We start from the raw sequence: 18,877 nt of genomic DNA on the forward strand, positions 1-18,877 counted from the left end.
ATAGTTGTATTTTGTTTCGCAACATAAATCTACAACTATAGGGTGAAACCTTCGGGCGGTAACCCTTATTTTATTTTTTGTCGGTCAGTAGTGAAATAAAATCAAACCTTCCTAACACGGGCAACTCCCAGCGACAAAACGAACAATAAGGGAGAATGGTAAAAATCGCCGGCGATTTTTACCATTCTCCCTTATTGACATCGTGTTACAGCAAACAACCTTCACCGTATTTCAAACAATCCATCGCCAATGCAACCGGGCTGAACAACCTATGTTTGCATCATCAGCGTTGTCATCAATCCCTTGATGGGTGATCAACTTAAATATCATCAGAAAAAATCCAACTCATGAAAAGAATTGTTGCATTATCGTTTGCAGCCCTAATGTTATTTGCAGGCTGCCAAAAAGAAACCGAACAGGACGAACTGATTGAAACAGGCACCGCAAGTTTAAAGGCAGCCACCACCGTCACCACCGAAGCTGCGCTTAAAAGCGCCGTTGCCAACGCCAAACCCGGCGATGTGATCACCGTCAGTGGCACCATCTACCTCACCAGCACGCTTCAATGCCTCAAAAGCGGAACCGCTTCGGCCAAAATCAACCTCTCGGGCGGCACCCTCAATTGCTCCAAAATGACCTCGGGCTGGGGCGTAAAAGTGAATGGCAGTTATTGGAACATTACCAACATGAATATTTGCTATGCCCCCGATTGCGGACTGGTATTCCAGACAGGGGGGTACAATTACGTCAACAAAGTCAACACTTTTGGAAACAAAGATTCCGGCCTCCAGATTTATAACGGTTCACACAACAACAGCATCAACAACTGCGTGTCGTACGACAACTACGATGTGGCCAACGGAGGCGAAAACGCCGATGGCTATGCCTGCAAACTGTCGGCCGGAAAAAACAACCAGTTCAACTACTGCACGGCTTACAACAACTCCGACGACGGATGGGATTTGTATGGACAGCCCTACACCGTCACCATTAAAAACTGCAAAGCCTACAAAAACGGTTACGGCACCAATGGCGATGGCAACGGCTTCAAACTGGGCAGTGCCGGACAAGTGGTTCCTCACACAGTCACCTACTGCAACTCATATAATAACATTGGATGCGGTTACGACGGCAACGGCAACACCGGCCACATCACCATTACCGGCAGCACCGGGTATGGAAACGGGAAAAGTTTGTTTTATCGCATCTACTAATTTTAATTACGAACGCTGACGGTCAACACAACATTAATTGAATGAGCGATGAAACAATCGCCACTTCCAATAAGAAACAACGCAATATCATTCATCAAGGGTCAACGCAGAGAAGCAGCACACAACGCTTCTCTGCGTTTTTTTACATCATCACGGAATGCTCACCCCAAACAACACCTCGCCAAACCAGTTTCCCGATTGCGGCAACCAGGCCTGACGGTAACCAATGTTCACCGGGTAGATGAATCGAAACAAGTGCATATCGGCACGCAACTCGTACCCCAGCGAATGATAATCATTGGCCAACTGCTGCATTTCGCCCGAAGCAGCCTCTTGAAGCTCCCGGCGGGCATGCGAATAATCATAAAACAAATTGGCACGCAAGCGCTTCACATAACTGATGCCCCCCAATGACACATCGGGATAACACAATGGCAACTGATAATCGCCTTTGAACGAATAAAGCCTTTCGGCATTGGACGTGGCAAAACCACGTGGCATGCTCACGATGCTCGAATAGGAATACGCCTGCCGGTAAATTCCATTAAGATAGGTGTCGCCCATGCTCTTGTACTGAAAACTATTTTCGAGGCGAATGGCATGATGGCGCCCGATGCCGGGCAGATACAACCGGGTAAACAAGGCCGTTTGTGCCCCCCGGTCGATGGATCCACCCGTATTGACCCGATGATTGAACTGCACCATTTGCCCCCAGCGGGTGGCCACATCACGACTACTGCCCCGGCGCAGGTGATGAGCGTACACATCGAACTCGAGTCCCTGAAACAGGTAATCGGGCTGCGACACCGTGTAGGTATCACCGGGCACAAAGCGATTATTGACCACTTCGCCATCGGTGCGCACATATTGGTAACCCTCACTTTTGTAGAAAGTAAAACGCGCCGACGGTTCCAGGCGACGATACCATGCCCCGCTTGATAAATCGAGTGGTAGGCTCACCCCGGGCTTCAACTGAATGATGTTTTGCGATGCATGCGCCGACAGGTAATAGACCTTCCCCGACGAGGTGTAATACCCCTCCATGTCAATATCTTTGTCGCCCCCCTTCACATCGAGCGAGAGCACGGGCAACCAGCCACGCCAGCTCAGCAACAGGTTGTATTTCTCACTTTGGTAGTTGCGGTCGCCGTTATAGCCGGCAGTCACTGTGAAGGTGCTGAGCAGGTTTTGCGACATCACCGACACACCCCGACTTACGCGCGCCTCGTCGGTATTGACCAGAGCCGGGGCCCAGCTGTGTACATTCAAAAGGTTCCACTTGCAGTAAGGCTTGGAGATGTAGGTGGTGTCGAGCGAGTAATCGAACGCCGGCACCCCGGGTTCCTGACGAAGCAACGGCTCGTGCAGGGCGATGCTTTGAAACATCTCGGGGCTTGCAACCGATTGGCCGGTGTGGGTACGCACCACCTGCTGTCCGGTGGCCGTGTATAAATTATACACCAACGTGTCGCCCATGGTACAGGGCGCCGATGCCCCAAAACGCGAACGCGTGTGCTGCCAAATCACCGGCACTGAATCGCGCAAGGCAACGGAACAAATCTCCTCCTGCCCCTGCACGGTAGTGCTAAAATAAACGCGACCATTGCCCACGTGCAGGTGCCGTATCTCATGACGTACGGGGTGAAGCAACGTGCGCCACTGCCCCGAGGCCACATTCAGCAACGAAAGTTGTTTACCCTGCTCCGTCAGCACAACGGCTGCCAACTCATGCCCAGTGTCGCACCAGGCCATCGACAAAGGCATCTGCCGCCCCAAGGGGAAAGTGGCCGTGACCCGCCGACCGGCCACATCAAACAATTCAACAGCGCAGCGGTTACTGTCGCTCACGCACACCCAAGCCACCTGCCTGCCGTCGGGCGAGAGGGCGGGCGTAAAGTATTTGCCGCGCGAAGGCGACAGCGTCCATGCCTCGAGCGAGGAGAGATTGAGCATGCGGACGATGGAATTTTGAGCATTGCCCCAACGGGGATGCACACGGTACTCGGACCACACCATGCGGTTGGCCGCCACCGAAAAAGGTTCGGCAGTGCGCACCCCGGGAATGAGCAACGAGGACGAATGCCCCTGCGCATCGACCCGCACAAAACGCCCCTCATCGGACGGGCCGGTGACCTCGGCAATGAACGAACCATCGGGCATCCATTGGGGAAACAGATAACTTCGGTAAAACGACGCCCCGGGACTCACCCTTTCAGCCGGTGTGGGCTGCACAAGCGTATCGAGCCGATGCCACTGCACCGCCAACGAATCGAACACACTGCGATAAAGCCGCGTTTTGGAACGTCCGGTTTGTTGACGCAACTGACGACTGAACTGAAACGGCCACCAGCTATTGCGCGCCACCCCGTCGACCACCTGAGTCCAAACCGAAGTACCATATTGCCCTCGTACGCCGGCCACCAGATGATAACCCATTTCGTAGTAATTGGGCACAAAATGGCGGTACGACCCAAAGTAGGCCTTGTCGTAACTGTAGATGCCCAGATCGGTCACCTGAGCACGGAGGCGCTGCTCAAACCAGGGCATGCGCCCGCGTCCCGACTCGGAGTGGAGTGTCTCGGCCAGGGTGGCATCGCCCTCGAGAAACCACATGGGCAGGTGCAACCCCAACATGCCGCCCGCGGCCTGTTGTCCAAAACCATAATACAGGAATCGGGTAAACCCCTGATTCATGCGGTCAATTTGCACCACGTGGCGATATTCGTGCATGCCCAGTTGCTCGAGCCAATCAACCGAAATCTGCCCGGTGCCGCCCGTGGGATAGAGCTCCATGCGGCGGGGCGCCCAGGCCACAAAGCCATTGGCATAAGCCGAGCGGCCGTGCATGAGCACCTGAAAATGCGCCGGCACATGATTGGCCGAGAAGCGGTTGACACCCCGGATGCCATCGAGCACCACTGCCAGGCGACGGGCATCGGCCTCCATCTCCGAAGGAAAAACAACGGTAAAATGCGGGGTGGCGATTTGCCGCCAACGGATGGATGCCGGGTCTTCGCCCGAGGTATAATACTGTGAATGCACAAAGGAACAGATCCCCAACAGGGCGACAATCAAAACCGGAAAACGCATGAATGGTTGAATTTAAGAGTGCTAAAGATAACGCTTCGCATCATTCATCGGGTCACAGCAACCGACACTTTTCAACCAACGTGCGGAAAAAGGGAAGAAGGGAAGAAGGGAAGAAGTGGAGGAGTGGAAGAGTGGAGGAGTGAGAAAGTACAAGAGTACAAGAGTGCAAAAGTACGATATGAAAAAGTACGATAGTGCGGGGGTACCGGATTTCATCCTCGAGACGATGAAAAGGTGATGACACAAATTGGCGCATCATGGTTCATATTATTTACATCATCAAAAAAATACTTCAAAACCCCAAGACTCAAAACAACCTAACCCCTACAATGATAACACATCTGCCCCCAAACAGCAATCCCCGTCCCCACTCTCCTCTTTGCCGCAAAAACAACCTTATTTTTAACCATTGAGATGTAGAATATTCTCATAAAAAAGTGGTTATTTCGCACCTTGTATCAAACATTTAAAACAGACTGACAGAAATGAGGAAATGGCGTATTGAGGATTCTGCAGAACTCTACAATATCAACGGCTGGGGGGTGGATTATTTCCACATCAACGAGGACGGCAATGTGACCGTGACCCCTAAGGCCGGTGCTGCAGGGGTCGATTTGAAAGAATTGATGGACGAGCTCATGGTCCGCGATGTTTCAAATCCCGTGTTGGTTCGTTTTCCGGACATCCTGGACAACCGAATCGAAACCATCTCAAAATGCTTTAAAACGGCGGCCGAGGAGTACGAATACAAAGCACAAAACTTTATCATCTACCCCATTAAGGTGAACCAGATGCGCCCCGTGGTAGAGGAAATTGTGAGCCACGGCAAGAAGTTCAACATCGGTTTGGAGGCCGGGTCGAAGCCCGAGCTGCACGCCGTGATTGCCATCAACACCGACCCCGATTCGCTCATCATCTGTAACGGTTACAAAGACGAAAGCTACATTGAGCTGGCTCTGCTGGCGCAAAAAATGGGCAAGCGCATTTACATCGTGGTGGAAAAACTCAACGAGTTGCGCCTGATTGCCAGTGTGGCCAAACGCCTGAAAATACGTCCCAACATCGGCATCCGCATCAAGCTGGCCAGCTCGGGCAGCGGCAAGTGGGAAGAGTCGGGAGGCGACAGCAGCAAGTTTGGTCTCAGCTCGAGCGAACTGCTGGAGGCGCTCGACATCCTCGAGAAACACAAAATGGAAGATTGCCTGCAGCTGATTCACTTTCACATTGGCAGCCAGGTAACCAAAATACGCCGCATCAAAAACGCCCTGCGCGAGGCGGCCCAGTTTTACGTGCAGCTGCACAAAATGGGCTACAAAGTGAGCTTTGTGGACATTGGCGGCGGACTGGGCGTGGATTATGACGGCACCCGCTCGTCGAACAGCGAAAGCAGCGTGAACTACACCATTCAGGAGTACGTCAACGACTCCATCTTTTCGTTTGTGGATGCCAGTAACAAAAACAACATCCCCCACCCCAACGTCATCACCGAATCGGGACGCTCGCTCACGGCGCATCACTCGGTGCTGATATTCGAAGTACTGGAAACGGCCACCGTGTCGTCGTGGCAAGACGATGAAGAGATTGCCGACAACGACCACGAACTGGTGAAAGAACTCTACTACCTGTGGGAGAACCTCAACCAGCCCCGCATGGTGGAGACCTGGCACGATGCCCAGCAGATTCGTGAAGAAGCGCTGGACCGTTTTAGCCTGGGTCTCATTGACCTGACCACCCGCGCCAAGGTAGAACGCCTGTTTTGGTCGGTGGCACGCGACATACAGCAAATGGCCACCGAAACGCGCCACGCCCCCGACGAGTTCAAGCACCTCACCAAGATGCTTTCCGACAAGTTCTTTTGCAACTTCTCGCTCTTTCAGTCGCTGCCCGACTCGTGGGCCATCGACCAGATATTCCCCATCATGCCCATTCACCGGCTCGATGAGAAACCCACCCGCTCGGCCACGTTGCAGGACATCACCTGCGACTCGGACGGCAAAATCGACAACTTCATCTCGACCCGCAACTTTAGCTATTACCTGCCGGTGCATTCGCTCAAGGGCAAGGACAAATACTACATTGGCGTGTTTTTGGTGGGCGCCTATCAGGAGATTTTGGGCGACCTGCACAACCTGTTTGGCGACACCAACGCGGTGCATGTGACCGTGGACAAAGAGGGTTACGAGATTGACCAAATCATTGACGGCGAATCGGTGGCCGAAGTACTCGAATACGTGCAATACAACCCTAAAAAGCTGGTGCGAACGGTCGAAACCTGGGTGACCAGCTCGGTGAAAAACGGCATCATTTCGACCGAAGAGGGCAAGGAGTTCCTCTCAAACTACCGCTCGGGATTGTATGGTTACACCTATTTGGAATAGACACCGGTTAAACGCTGAGACGCTAAGTCGCTGAGAGGTCGTCGAGAACATCTTGCTTTTAAACCAAAATGCCGATCGCTCATCTTCCTCGGCAAAACCAACGAAGAACTGACGCTGAGTGGCAGTGAGTGAAGATGAGAACCGGTGAGAAGACGAAAAACCAGCTAAAGCGTCATGTCGTTCTCGCAGAGGACTTTTTAAACCCGGACAGGGTTCAACAACAATATCCCCTTAAACGCCAAACGCCGGAAGTGATTTCCGGCGTTTGTTGTTTGAGACGAAAGCGATGAGCAGGCATCAACCGGGCCACAGCAGGAGGAAAACAGCCACCACCACACCGATGCCGGCAAAAATGAGCCCCCGACGAAACAAAAGGGTGCCGGGCTTGTACATCCACAACGACGAGACGGCCAAAAACAACAACAGCACACCGTACACCAAGCCGGCCCAATGCACCAAACTTCGGCTGGCCGATTTGTGCAAGGTGTTAAACTTGCGCAACACGTCCGGCAGTTCTTTGGACGTATAACGGATTTCGCCGGTGGCAGCATTGTAGGTGCCCTGCTCAAACTCCATCACACTGCCGTGTGTGGCAGTGATTTTAAAGTGTCGTTTTCGCAGTACCTGCCCCAACGCTTCGGCATCCAAATTGGGATCAATGGTTTTTTCGACGGTGACTTCGCGCTTGAGAAAATCGGTGTCGCGATAAATGAGCACAATGCCGCTCAGGGCATAAATTACCGTGAGCCCCAGCACCAAAAATCCAATGTCGCGGTGCAACAAACGCATGATTTGCTGCACACTCTTTTTTTGTTTCGTTTCCATTAACGCAATTCATGTTTAAAGTTCAACGGTTTTAGATGTCAACGCAGCGCCATTCCTGCTGTGTCACCCAACAAAATATATTCAAATGAGCATTGGCACACGCCATTTGTGCAGTTTCAGAAGGGTAGCTGTAGAGATTTCCCTGGCTTGATGAATCCTAAATGGGGGCGATGCACATGGCAGAAGCCCCCCACCTCATCCCCACAATCTCCCTTTGGGCAGCCATTTGACCATGAACGGAGCAAAGCGATCGACAGCACCGAGGCTTTCGAACGCACTGAGTCGGGCGATCGGCTCACACTGAGTCGAGCGATCGGCTGACACTGAGTCGGGCGATCGGTTGTCTGCGAAAGCCACGCTAACGGATGGAGACAACCTCCGGGTGGAGGCGTGGTGTTCCCGGCTGATTTGTCATCAGTGACGTTGACGGATGCCGTGCTTCCAAATTCAAAGAATCGACAAAACTCGCCCCGCGCTTTAACGGTAATCAACCTCATCAAAAAAAAGAATGCCCACCCCGGTGAACCCTTCCCCAACGCCAATTGTTCATTCATAAAACCCAATGCCATGCGCCCCGCAACTGCTTTGCTCGCCCTGTGGCTGCCCCTTGCCGCCTGCACCACGGCTCAAACACACACCACGCAAACGCCCACAGCCATGAAACACGACACCACTTTTACCCTCCGCCCGCTCACGCCCGACGAACAACGCGTCATTCTGCACAAGGGCACCGAGATGCCCTTCACGGGGCAATACACCCGTCACCGCGCCAAAGGCACCTATGTGTGTAAACAATGCAGCGCCCCCCTCTACCGCTCGGCCGACAAGTTTGACGCCCACTGTGGCTGGCCCAGTTTCGACGAAGAAATTCCCGGCGCCGTGCTGCGCCTGCCCGATGCCGACGGCCACCGCACCGAAATTGTGTGCGCCCGATGCAAAGGCCACCTGGGTCACGTGTTCACAGGCGAAGGATTCACCCCTAAAAACACCCGCCATTGCGTCAACTCCATCTCGCTGGGGTTTGTGGAAGAGTGAAATTGGGTGGGATTAAACGCTAAGACTTCCAGTCCAATCAACACATCTTCAACACTCAAATTTGATGAAGTTTACAATCATTGATTATCCATAGATGCCTCCAAACCTCTTCCAAGTGAACTAAAAAAGCAGATGGTGACAACAGATAGAGGATTGGCACTAACGTGAGCTAATTGAAGGTCTCATTCTTTACTTAAATGCAAGGAGTTACAAGCCTACTCTGCGTCTTGGCGCCTTTGCGTTTAAAGAGTACCCCTCATTCCATTTCAACCACCGGTAATTCCATCCAAAACGCCCCGGCAAAATCGCGTTGCACCACACCGCGTATCACCTCCCGGGTATCGGCAGCCATGGCCTGCGGTGCCGGGGGATATTGATTAAAGATGATGCCGGCCAACGGCATGCCACGTCGGTGAATGGCCTCGAGCGACAACAGCGTGTGGTTGATGCTGCCCAGCCGCGCCGAAGTGACCAGCACCACCGGCCACCCCTGTTGCGCCACCCAATCGATGAGCAACAGCCCGGGCGCGAGAGGCTCCACGAGGCCGCCAACACTCGGTACAGACAGGGCATGCCCTGTCTCCCGAACTCGCGTGAGGGGCACCATGAGGCCGCCAACGCCCTCCACCACCACCCGATCGTAGTCGCCACTCAAACGCGCAACACACGCCTCAATGTGCGCCGGATCAATAACCTGCCCCGCCAAGGCCGCCGACAGATGCGGCGATGCCGGAAAAGGAAAGAGATACGGGCAGGTATCGCCCCGCACATCCTCGGGCAGCAGGTCAATGCCCATCAGACGACGATGCGTCACAATGTCGTCGCTCATGCCCGTGCAGCCCGTTTGAGCCACCTTCATGGTGATTACGCGATGCCCCTGCTGCATCAGTTGACGGGCATAAACCCCCGTAGCAATGCTCTTGCCCGCATCGGTGTCGATGGCCGTGATGAAATGAATCATGTGGTTGGGTTTTTAATGATGATGAATTTTAAACGCGGAGACTTAGCCCTGAAGGGGCGAGAGCCGATTTGCTTACGCACTTTTGGCGCTTCCCTAACGGCATTCATCCATCGGGGCTGCGCCCGATGCTTTTGCCGGCGCCCCTATGGGGCTTCACGAAACGACATTATTCCCTACGCGACAGGGCATGCCCTGTCGCTACATAAAAATGGTTCAACGAAACGTCTCCGCATCTTTGCGTTGAATATCCATCCCGTCATACCCCTTCGCCCGCCACACGCACACCAACGGATGATACGTGAGGGGAAACCCCTGCGGCGTTTCATACTGCTCGTACCCCCGGCAAAAACGGCTGAGTTGCTGCTTGCACCACACCGTGCGGGTCACGCCCCCCACGCCGGTGGCTTTGATATGACGCAGCACCGCCACCGGATCGGCAAAATACCGCACCTCGTGCCACTGCCGCATGACCAGCACCTCGTAACGAGCATCGGCCATTGCCTGCCACGCCCCGGCCGTGTGGTACGTCAGCCCGCTGCCGGTGAGGGCACGTATCTCGCAGTAGTTGTCGGGGCCAAAAGTCGAAAAGGCAAACACCCCCCCCGGCACCAGCGCCGCGGCCACCTTGTCGAGCATGGCCGGCACATCGGCAAACCACTGCAGGGCGGCACCGCTCCACACCACCTGACACCCCTGCGGTAACGCCATCGCCCCCGCGTCGCCCCCCGCAAACCGAAACCGCCCAATGCCCCCCTGCGCCGCCAGGTGTGCCAGGCACGGCTCGTGAGATGCCACCAAGTCGTTGGCCACCCACTCCTCGGGGCGCCATCGTGTCAGCCACTCGCGCGTCAGCATCCCCGTGCCGCATCCAAATTCAAACCAGCGCCCCCCGCCCGTCACATAAGGCGACGCGGCATCCACCAGGCACGCGGCCATCTGACGCTGCACCACCGCATGGGTGGCATAGGTATGAGCCGCCCGGGCAAAACGCTCGGCCACCGGCGACAACGTTTCAATGCCCATCTTCAACCAGTTGTATCAATGAATCCCAAAGGGGATAATCGAAAAACACAAAATGGCTTACCCCGGTCACCAGCGTATCCACCCGCTCCTGCCAAAATGCCACCTGATGGATGGCCGGAAAAATGCGATCGTGATGCCCGATGAGCGCCCGGGTGAAGATGACGTTCTCCGATGCCGTCAACAGCCCGGCAAAGCAGGTCAGCTCATCGTGCACCGCATCGAAGGGACGGTGAAGTGCAGCTTGGAGGATATGCAACGTGTGCGCCTGATCGAGCACCATGCGGCGGTTGAACTTCTCCACCCCGCGCGGCGACAGCCCCTCGAGGGTGCCGTTGAAAATGGCCACGGGAATGCCCTCACGGTCGTCAATGGGATTGAGCGTGCCGTTGACAGCCAGGGCACCTGCCAACCGCCCGTCCAAATGGGCACACAACCGGTTGGCCATCCACACCCCAAACGACCAGGCCACCACCGCCACCCGGGAGTATTGCGCCAGCACCGCCTCAAAGTCGTCGGGCAAACGGGCATCGCGGTAATCATAAAACATCCACACGTCGCAATCGCGCGCGCTCATGTGCGTGAAATAAGCCGGTGAGCTGCCCCATCCGGCAAAAAATATCACCAGCCGCGATCGGTTGGCTCGATGTAACCAATGGTTTTGCATCTGTTTATAATTAGCCTCCTAATCCCCCGAAGGAAGACTTTGGAGTTGTTTCGTGATTTTTATTACACCTTCGTGTCTACAATATCTCGGTTGAGTTATCTGCTTTCAATGTCGTGAAGTTAAGCCCTGAAAGGGCGATAAGCAGTAGCGTTGGGCATCGCCCAACGATGAAGGCAAACTCAATCTCAGAGCCCTGAAAGGGCGCAAGCTTACGCCCTTTCAGGGCTTGAGTTTGTTTTCTTACATTTAACCCGACCCTATTGCTGGCGCCCCATTGGGGCTTCACGAAACGACATTGTATCTGCTTTTATAATTTAAACGCAATACGATAACCTAACTCAGCGCCTTTGCGCCTCAGCGTTATTATTTCTTGAAACCTCCAGCAAAGTCTTCAACACCCCTGCCATGCGGCTCAGATCATCGGGTTGCAGATTGGCCGTAAGCGACAGTCGCAGCCGGGCCGTTCCCGGAGGGACAGCAGGCGGACGAACCGACAGCGCCATGAATCCCGCATCGAGCAACCCGTCGGTGACCCGGGTGGCGGCATGGTTGTCGCCTATCATCACCGGCAAAATATTGCTCTGCCCGTCAACACTCACCCCGGCATGCCCGGCCAACTGCTGCACCATCGTCGCTGTTACCCGGCGCAACTGCTCCCGCAGGGAATTCATCGCCCTAATGCGCTCGAGCACCAGCAACGACCAGGCCATGTTCACCGGGGGCAGGGCAGTGGTAAAGATGAGTGTGCGGCATCGGTTGATGAGCAGTTGCTTCACCGTCTCATCGCAAATCACGTATGCTCCCACCGATGACAACGCCTTGCCCATAGTGCCTACCAGCAGGTCGATGTGAGGGAGACATCCCGTCTCTTCGCCAACGCCCAGCCCGTGCTCCCCCCGCGCTCCCACGGCGTGGGCCTCGTCCACCATCAGCAGGGCATCGTACTGTTGCTTGAGAGCCACCAGACGGGGCAAATCGGCCACATCACCATCCATACTGTACACCGACTCGGTGACGATAAACACCCTCCGGGAACGGTGACGATGCTCCCTGAGCAGAGCCTCTAACCGTTCGTAATCGAGATGGCGGTAACGCACATGCGTGGCCTCGCTCAGGCGGATGCCGTCGATGAGACTGGCATGCACCAGCTTATCGGACAATATCAGGTCGTCCTTGCCGGTGAGGGCGGGCAAGATGCCCATGTTAGCATGGCAGCCACTGTTGAAAAACAGGGCACTGCGCCCATACATGCGCTCCAGCTGCGCCTCCACCCGCTCGTAATAACTGTGGTTGCCGGTGAGCAGGCGTGACGATGAGGCCGAAAACAGGGCGTCGCCCATCGCCGGCAACACCTGCTGCACCCACTCGCGCTGCAACGCCGCATCCACAGCCAGCCCCAGGTAGTCGTTCGACGACAGGTTGACCACGGGGGTGCCGTTTAGCAGTGCCATGCCACCCTCTCGGGCATCGGTGTGACGCATCTGGCGTAACAACCCTGACTGTTGCAGGGTCGATAATTGATCGGAAAAATGATTCATGGTTCAATATTTTCGTAGAGACACGGCATGCCGTGTCTCTACCGTACAATTTCCACCACCGCCCGCGTCAACATGCCCAATTCGGCATCGCTAATCACCAACGGCGGCATTAAATATACCAACCGGCCAAATGGACGCACCCACACGCCGGCATCTACAAACTGTTTTTGAATGACGGCCATCGCCACGGGTTCGTGCAGTTCCACCACCCCAATGGCGCCCAGGCATCGCACGTCGGCCACGCCAGGCATTTGTCGGCAGGTCGACAAACCGGCCTCCAATTGCGACTCAATCGCCTTCACCCGTTGTTGCCAGTTCCAGCTCAACAGCAGCTCAATGTTGGCATTGGCCACCGCGCACGCCAGCGGATTGCCCATAAAGGTGGGGCCGTGCATAAACACGCCCGCCTGCCCCTTCGAGATGATCTCAGCCACCCGACGGGTGGTGAGCGTGGCCGCAAAACTCATCATCCCGCCCGTGAGGGCCTTGCCCAGACACATGATATCGGGCGACACCCCGGCATGCTCACAGGCAAACAGACGTCCCGTGCGGCCAAAACCGGTGGCTATTTCATCGGCAACGAGCAGCACATCGTGGTGCAGGCACAGGTCGGCCAAATGGGTCAGGTATTGGGGATGATAAAACCACATGCCACCGGCTCCCTGCACCACCGGCTCTACAATAAACGCCGCCAACTCGCGGCCATGACGCTCGAAAAAACGATTCAACGACGTCACACCCCCCTCATCCCACGGGGCATCCCAGCGCGCAACAGGTCGCTCCACGAAATAATGCACCGGCAGACTGCCATTAAAAAGCTGATGCATGCCCGTCACCGGATCGCACACGCTCATGGCATGCCAGGTGTCGCCATGATAACCGCCCCTCAGGGCTGCAAATTTGTTCCGGGACGCCATGCCCTGCGCCTGCTGGTACTGCAAGGCCATCTTCATGGCCACCTCCACGGCCACCGAACCCGAATCGGAATAGAATACCCAGTCGAGACCGGGAGGTGTGAGTGCCATCAGTTTCTCGGCCAACGCCACCGCCGGCCGATGCGTTATGCCGCCAAACATGACGTGCGACATGCGGTCGATTTGCGCCTTCATGGCCGCCGTGAGCACCGGGTGGCTATAGCCATGAATGGCCGCCCACCACGACGACATGCCATCCACAAGTTCGCGACCATCGTCGAGCACCAACCGGCACCCATGAGCCGCCGCAACCGGATAAACCGGCAACGGATGCGTGGCCGAGGTGTAGGGATGCCATATATGATCGCGGTCGAATTGTAATAGGTTGTTCATTTTTTGAAGTAGCAAAGTGGCAAAGAAACAAAGCGACAAAGTGAAGAAAGTGCAAGAGAGAGATAGTGCAAGAGTGAAAAAGGGAAAAAGTGCAGGTTGCATCAAAAAAAGACGAAACAACCCAAAGTCCCCCTTCGGGGGATTTAGGGGGCTTTTTCCCTCTCCGGCTGTTCATGCGTGTCACGCACCCGGGCAAACAGCTGCTTGTCCTGCTCGATGTTAGAGCCGATGGTGGTGAGGTAGTCGCCCACCAACGCCGCACTGATGCCGCACCGCAGGGCTTGTTCCTGAATGTGGGCAATGAGGTGGCGCCCCCCGGCAAAGCGAATCTGCGCCCTGGGGTTGATGAACCTGAACAGGGCGATGGTGGTGAGCACCTCCTCGTCGGTCAGGGGCGACTTGCCGTACAGGGGCGTCCCCTCAATGGGGGTGAGGATGTTCAGAGGGATGGAGTCCACACCCCACTCGCGCAGCTTCAGCGCCATCTCAATGCGCTGACCCATGCTCTCGCCCATACCGATGATGCCACCGCTGCAAATCTTCAGCCCCGCCGCACGTGCTTCGGCAATGGTGCGGGCTTTCTCGTCGAGGGTATGGGTGGTGCACAGCGTGGCAAAAAGCGAAGGCGCTGTCTCGATGTTGCAATGATAATGGGTCACCCCCGCCTCGTGCAACGCCTTCAGCTCCTCGCCCCGCAACAGCCCCATAGAAGCACACAAATGAATGTCGGAACGTTGCCCTATCTCTCGATAGATGGCACAGGCCTTTTGAACATTGCCTCGGCTCAATGCCCGCCCGCTGGTCACCAGCGAGAAACGGTTCACACCCTGACGGCTGTTTTCGAGCGCCAGTTGCACGGCCTCGTCCTGATTCACAAAGCCATACTCGGCCACCCCCGTCTGAAAGTGCTTCGACTGGGCGCACCACTTGCAATCCTCGGTACATCGCCCCGACTGGGCATTCATAATGGAGCACATATCGATGGCCTCACCCGCAAAATGCCGGCGAATGCGGTCGGCAGCCCCATACAGTGCCTCTTTGTCAGCCACACCGGCCAATGCCAGGGCCTCGGCTGCGCTGATGTCACCAACATGTAGAACCCGGTCACACAACTGTTCTATTTGAATTTTGTCCATATTTTTCAATTATGCTACAATGTTGTTTCATTAATGATATTCGAATAAAAGAGAAGAAGACAAATAGACTTGAGACAGATAGATTAGACTAAAGAGACGATGAGAACCGATCAAAAAAACATTCTTTGTCTCATCATCGGTCTTACGATCTGACATCTTCTCATCTCAATAAAAAACCATTCATCCAACTCATTCCGTTGTCCTCCCTTCGGGGAGATTGGGAGGGGCTAAAAAAAAAGCCCTGCCGGAAAAAATCCAACAGAGCCACATCACTATATCTTTCAAATAACAAGAGAATCGAATCACCAGCCACTTTGGCAGCAACGGGCACCACAGACAGCATCATCCACACAGCAACGGCATTCACAAGGGTTTCAACACCCGTCGTCATCACCTCCGGTTCATCAGAGGCATCGCCCACCGTGGCTTGAGGCTGCAGCACCACAGCCCCCTTGCGTTCCTTGCACGCAAAGGTATCCGACACGGCCAGCTTCAACACGGCAATGCGCACCAGCCTGCCCAGCGAGGCAAACACGGCATACCCTTTCCGGCTCCACTGGCGGAAATTGACCACTCCACATTGTTGACGTATTGCATTAACCATGCTGCAAAAATAGGAACAAAAAACCACACCACTCAACCACAGACCATAAAAAAAGCTGCATGCATCATCTGCACACAGCTTTTATATGTCGATTCAACAAAGAATCTTAGAACTTGAAACCGATTTTAAACATAGGGTTCGAAAGAATCCCGATGGTATGATTATCGGCATCATAAGCCTCTACACCGGCCATGGGCATCATTTTATTCACCGAATAGAGGTAATTAAAGGCTTTGATTTCAAAACCAATAAACATCCCTTCGGCCACATAATAATCGACTCCCCCAACCAAACTACCACCTAAACCGAAAGTTTCGAAAAAGCGAGAGCTCAACTCAACTCCGGCAGCGGTGGTCGGGTCGCTATCCGGCGCATAAAACTGGTGACGGCCATAATTGAACGAAGCCATGGCACCTGCATAGGGAAACACACGCTGTGAACCAACCGAGAAATAGTAATCACCACCGACATTGGCAACAAACCGATGTGTGGTTGTGGATTCAATTTCACGATACGAGGGCAATACGACGTTGTCAACACCGGCTTCCTGAAGTTTCTGCTGGGTATTATAATCGACCAGATCATAAAGATTCAAACCGGGAACAGCATCCTGAGCAGGTGTCAGGTCAATCATGCCCATCCCACTCAAGCGAACTGCTATTTGATCGGTGACAAAGTACTTGGCTTCCACTCCAATCATATTGACAAGACTATTGCTACTTGTTGAAACAGTTGTGGCAAAAGGAGTGTTTAAATAATAATCACCATTGTAGTAATTACTATTAACAGGACTTCTTACATACTGCAAATTATCAAACGACTCAGCTCGTCCTAACTGCATGGACACCGAAATATCACCTGCAGCCGGGCCAAAACCGTTTTGTGCAAAAGACAACGAACCTGTTCCCAGTGCTAAAAACAGTATTGATATTAACTTTCTCATAAGGAATTCAGGATTTTAGTTCATTAAATCAATTAAATGGGTGGCGGAAAACTTCCGCCACTTATTCCCAAAATCCTCAAATTACTTAATAGCAGCCTCCATCAAACCATAGTAGCGAGCCAATTCCAACTTATAAGCAGCCAATGATTGTTTGTAACCATCTACTTTAGCTTGAAGAGTGGCTTTACTGGCATTATTAAATACAATACCATTGTTGGCTTCTTTAATTAACTCATTTGCATCTGTAATTTGCTTGTTAATTGCTTCTACAGCAGCTGCCAGTGCACTCACACCATCTTCCAGAGCTTTGTAATCAGTAGAAATCCCTGCGGCAAGATTCTCTAAAGAAGTAACTAACGTTCTCAAATCTGTGTTTTTGTTACTCAACGCGACATAGGCAACATTTAATTCAGTATAAGCATCCAAAACAGCTAAATAAGCCAACCGATTAGTTTCTTCTGTTGTTACAGCAGCAGCAAACTTGGTTTTCAAAGAAGCCAACAGAGTCGTTGCGCTGGCTTTTTTCGATTCGTTCTCAGTTTTCTTAGCTGTTTGCTCTTCAATAATGGCATTATTAGATGATGCAGCTGCAGTTGCAGAATTGATAGCAGCCTGAGCATTTGCTACCTCAACAACAGCCTCGTCAAATACGGTTTTGGCTTTAGCATAAGCAGGTTGCTTCACATTATTCAAATCATCAGTTGCTGTTTGCAAAGCAGTTTGCGCAGCAGATGCGGTTGAGGTCGCATATTGGGCATCATAAGCCATTGCAGCATCATACTCTTCCTGACGCTGAACCACCAATGCTTTAGCAGTTTTATAGGCAGCTTCGGCTGTTTGATAAGCAGAAGTGTATGTAGATAATTTTGAATTCCAGGCATTGTAACGAGCCTGAGCATCAGCCAAAGTCTGGTTGTTGGTTAAAAGAGATGCTTTAGCTACATTAATGGCAGCAATATTGCTTAAAATTTGCTGCTCGTAATAATAAACTGAGTACGAAGGAATCGAAACGCTATTAACACCATCAAAAATCGGACTATTAGAAAGACTGCTACCAGAAAGGAAAACGATTGAAGTGTTCAAAGAACTGCGTTTATTTTGCGATGCAATATATACATCATAGGCTTCTTCAACGTCTTCGTACATTTTATTAACTTCAGCATTTTTCTCTTTCATTGCTCCTTCTGTTTGCTTCTGCTCAGTAACGGCAGCACTCAATGACGCAGCAACTGTAGAAGGATCTGCCACAGCCGTTTTGTAAGCATCCAACACAGCTTTTTTGTTATCGTGCTCAATTTGCTTGTACTTTTTATTGATTTCGAAACCAACAATTGCACGTTGTTGTTGGGTAATCACATACTCATTTGTGATATTGTCCCAGTTATTGATGGTTTTCTCATCATTGGCAATGGTGGTTTCAAGATTAACGATAGTACCAACAAGTTCCTGATATTTTGTCATATATCCTTGCAATTCTGCACTTTGAAAATCGGCCTGATCCTGAATCGCTTTAATCAAATCTACTTTTGCTTTCTCTAATTTAGCATTGATATTGGCAATTTCAATTTCATGTTGAATCTGAATCTTTTGCTGTTGCCAAGCAATTTGAGCTTTCAAAGTATCGGATACCGCTTTATACTTTTCCATATCCAAGGAATCCTCGATGGCTGTGTATTTTTGTAATAAATTTTTATAATACTTGCCATTTACATCCTCTAAAACTGATTTAGCATTCGCTAACACACTTTCAGACTGCGCATCAATCAACCCGGCCTGAGCCTCACGAAGGGCTTTCACGCCATCACTTTCTTCGTTTTTCACACAAGAAGACAAAACAACTGCACTCAGGGCAGCCATTCCGATCATTTTTTGAATTTTCTTCATACAGAACTAAATTTTTTAAGTTTAAATTTTTTGTTTTGCTTAAAGCGAAGCAAATGTATCAATATCCGACATTGACTCCAAATTTTTATTGATAAAACATGAGTATTTGATGATAAAATTCGCAAAACTGACAACAAACACCCCTTTGACATCACCCTTGCAACAAACTGACAAACAACATCATTAACACACAACCGTTACTAAAACAAATGGCTCAAACCCCTTAAAACACAACAAAATAACAACCAAATACAATAACCATAATAGCACTTTAA

Annotated in this window: 14 protein-coding genes; 3 read left to right on the forward strand and 11 right to left on the reverse strand. The window is 52.5% G+C overall.

What is annotated here, in order from left to right; all coding sequences use genetic code 11:
• Nucleotides 1-347: 347 nt before the first annotated feature.
• Nucleotides 348-1,214, forward strand: coding sequence for a right-handed parallel beta-helix repeat-containing protein (locus LX69_RS05230; protein WP_111444781.1), 867 nt, complete (start codon nt 348-350; stop codon nt 1,212-1,214).
• A 150-nt stretch (nt 1,215-1,364) separates the two neighbouring features.
• Here LX69_RS05230 and LX69_RS05235 read toward each other — a convergent pair whose 3' ends face one another.
• Nucleotides 1,365-4,304, reverse strand: coding sequence for a TolB-like translocation protein (locus LX69_RS05235; RefSeq protein WP_111444782.1), 2,940 nt, complete (start codon nt 4,302-4,304; stop codon nt 1,365-1,367).
• Nucleotides 4,305-4,789: 485 nt separating this feature from the next.
• Here LX69_RS05235 and speA point away from each other — a divergent pair, with 485 nt between their 5' ends.
• On the forward strand, nt 4,790-6,682 hold the full coding sequence (gene speA / locus LX69_RS05240; protein ID WP_111444783.1) for a biosynthetic arginine decarboxylase: 1,893 nt from the start codon (nt 4,790-4,792) through the stop codon (nt 6,680-6,682).
• A 297-nt stretch (nt 6,683-6,979) separates the two neighbouring features.
• On the opposite strand, the gene LX69_RS05245 is transcribed toward speA, so the two are convergent.
• A complete protein-coding gene (locus LX69_RS05245; RefSeq protein ID WP_111444784.1) occupies nt 6,980-7,507 on the reverse strand; it encodes a hypothetical protein in 528 nt (175 codons plus the stop codon).
• Between the two features lie 390 nt (nt 7,508-7,897).
• On the opposite strand from LX69_RS05245, the gene LX69_RS18120 reads away from it, so the two are divergent.
• Nucleotides 7,898-8,542, forward strand: a complete 645-nt coding sequence (locus LX69_RS18120; protein WP_245934946.1) for a methionine-R-sulfoxide reductase — start codon at nt 7,898-7,900, stop codon at nt 8,540-8,542.
• 256 nt (nt 8,543-8,798) lie between these two features.
• On the opposite strand, the gene bioD is transcribed toward LX69_RS18120, so the two are convergent.
• From bioD to LX69_RS05295, 9 genes are all read right to left on the reverse strand, one after another.
• Complete coding sequence (bioD, locus tag LX69_RS05255) at nt 8,799-9,503, reverse strand: dethiobiotin synthase (protein ID WP_111444785.1); 705 nt, start codon at nt 9,501-9,503, stop codon at nt 8,799-8,801.
• A 213-nt stretch (nt 9,504-9,716) separates the two neighbouring features.
• Complete coding sequence (locus LX69_RS05260) at nt 9,717-10,526, reverse strand: malonyl-ACP O-methyltransferase (RefSeq protein WP_111444786.1); 810 nt, start codon at nt 10,524-10,526, stop codon at nt 9,717-9,719.
• Nucleotides 10,516-11,190 carry a pimeloyl-ACP methyl esterase BioG family protein gene (locus tag LX69_RS05265; protein WP_111444787.1) on the reverse strand — a complete coding sequence of 225 codons (675 nt, stop codon included), beginning with the start codon at nt 11,188-11,190 and terminating at the stop codon, nt 10,516-10,518. The genes LX69_RS05260 and LX69_RS05265 overlap by 11 nt, the downstream gene beginning before the upstream one ends.
• Nucleotides 11,191-11,528: 338 nt before the next feature.
• Nucleotides 11,529-12,728, reverse strand: coding sequence for an aminotransferase class I/II-fold pyridoxal phosphate-dependent enzyme (locus tag LX69_RS05270; protein WP_111444788.1), 1,200 nt, complete (start codon nt 12,726-12,728; stop codon nt 11,529-11,531).
• A gap of 38 nt (nt 12,729-12,766) precedes the next feature.
• Nucleotides 12,767-14,035 carry an adenosylmethionine--8-amino-7-oxononanoate transaminase gene (gene bioA, locus LX69_RS05275; RefSeq protein ID WP_111444789.1) on the reverse strand — a complete coding sequence of 423 codons (1,269 nt, stop codon included), beginning with the start codon at nt 14,033-14,035 and terminating at the stop codon, nt 12,767-12,769.
• A 143-nt stretch (nt 14,036-14,178) separates the two neighbouring features.
• Nucleotides 14,179-15,171, reverse strand: a complete 993-nt coding sequence (gene bioB, locus LX69_RS05280; RefSeq protein ID WP_111444790.1) for a biotin synthase BioB — start codon at nt 15,169-15,171, stop codon at nt 14,179-14,181.
• Nucleotides 15,172-15,331: 160 nt separating this feature from the next.
• Nucleotides 15,332-15,775 (reverse strand): hypothetical protein, encoded by a 444-nt coding sequence (locus LX69_RS05285; RefSeq protein WP_146260642.1) that lies wholly within the window; start codon nt 15,773-15,775, stop codon nt 15,332-15,334.
• 106 nt (nt 15,776-15,881) lie between these two features.
• The gene (locus tag LX69_RS05290) at nt 15,882-16,718 is read right to left on the reverse strand and encodes a BT1926 family outer membrane beta-barrel protein (protein WP_111444792.1); all 837 of its coding nucleotides are present in this window, start codon (nt 16,716-16,718) and stop codon (nt 15,882-15,884) included.
• A gap of 81 nt (nt 16,719-16,799) precedes the next feature.
• Entirely contained in the window at nt 16,800-18,602 is a 1,803-nt protein-coding gene (locus LX69_RS05295) for a hypothetical protein (protein WP_111444793.1), read from the reverse strand.
• Nucleotides 18,603-18,877: the final 275 nt, after the last annotated feature.

Source organism: Breznakibacter xylanolyticus (assembly GCF_003254275.1).
GTDB classification, from domain to species: Bacteria; Bacteroidota; Bacteroidia; order Bacteroidales; family Marinilabiliaceae; genus Breznakibacter; species Breznakibacter xylanolyticus.

What these genes read in the sequence shown, in the direction of transcription:
- LX69_RS05230 (WP_111444781.1), top strand. Translation starts at nt 348, where the DNA reads ATGAAAAGAATTGTTGCATTATCGTTTGCAGCCCTAATGTTATTTGCA.
- LX69_RS05235 (WP_111444782.1), bottom strand. Translation starts at nt 4,304, where the DNA reads ATGCGTTTTCCGGTTTTGATTGTCGCCCTGTTGGGGATCTGTTCCTTT.
- speA (WP_111444783.1), top strand. Translation starts at nt 4,790, where the DNA reads ATGAGGAAATGGCGTATTGAGGATTCTGCAGAACTCTACAATATCAAC.
- LX69_RS05245 (WP_111444784.1), bottom strand. Translation starts at nt 7,507, where the DNA reads ATGGAAACGAAACAAAAAAAGAGTGTGCAGCAAATCATGCGTTTGTTG.
- bioD (WP_111444785.1), bottom strand. Translation starts at nt 9,503, where the DNA reads ATGATTCATTTCATCACGGCCATCGACACCGATGCGGGCAAGAGCATT.
- LX69_RS05260 (WP_111444786.1), bottom strand. Translation starts at nt 10,526, where the DNA reads ATGGGCATTGAAACGTTGTCGCCGGTGGCCGAGCGTTTTGCCCGGGCG.
- LX69_RS05265 (WP_111444787.1), bottom strand. Translation starts at nt 11,190, where the DNA reads ATGCAAAACCATTGGTTACATCGAGCCAACCGATCGCGGCTGGTGATA.
- LX69_RS05270 (WP_111444788.1), bottom strand. Translation starts at nt 12,728, where the DNA reads ATGAATCATTTTTCCGATCAATTATCGACCCTGCAACAGTCAGGGTTG.
- bioA (WP_111444789.1), bottom strand. Translation starts at nt 14,035, where the DNA reads ATGAACAACCTATTACAATTCGACCGCGATCATATATGGCATCCCTAC.
- bioB (WP_111444790.1), bottom strand. Translation starts at nt 15,171, where the DNA reads ATGGACAAAATTCAAATAGAACAGTTGTGTGACCGGGTTCTACATGTT.
- LX69_RS05285 (WP_146260642.1), bottom strand. Translation starts at nt 15,775, where the DNA reads ATGGTTAATGCAATACGTCAACAATGTGGAGTGGTCAATTTCCGCCAG.
- LX69_RS05290 (WP_111444792.1), bottom strand. Translation starts at nt 16,718, where the DNA reads ATGAGAAAGTTAATATCAATACTGTTTTTAGCACTGGGAACAGGTTCG.
- LX69_RS05295 (WP_111444793.1), bottom strand. Translation starts at nt 18,602, where the DNA reads ATGAAGAAAATTCAAAAAATGATCGGAATGGCTGCCCTGAGTGCAGTT.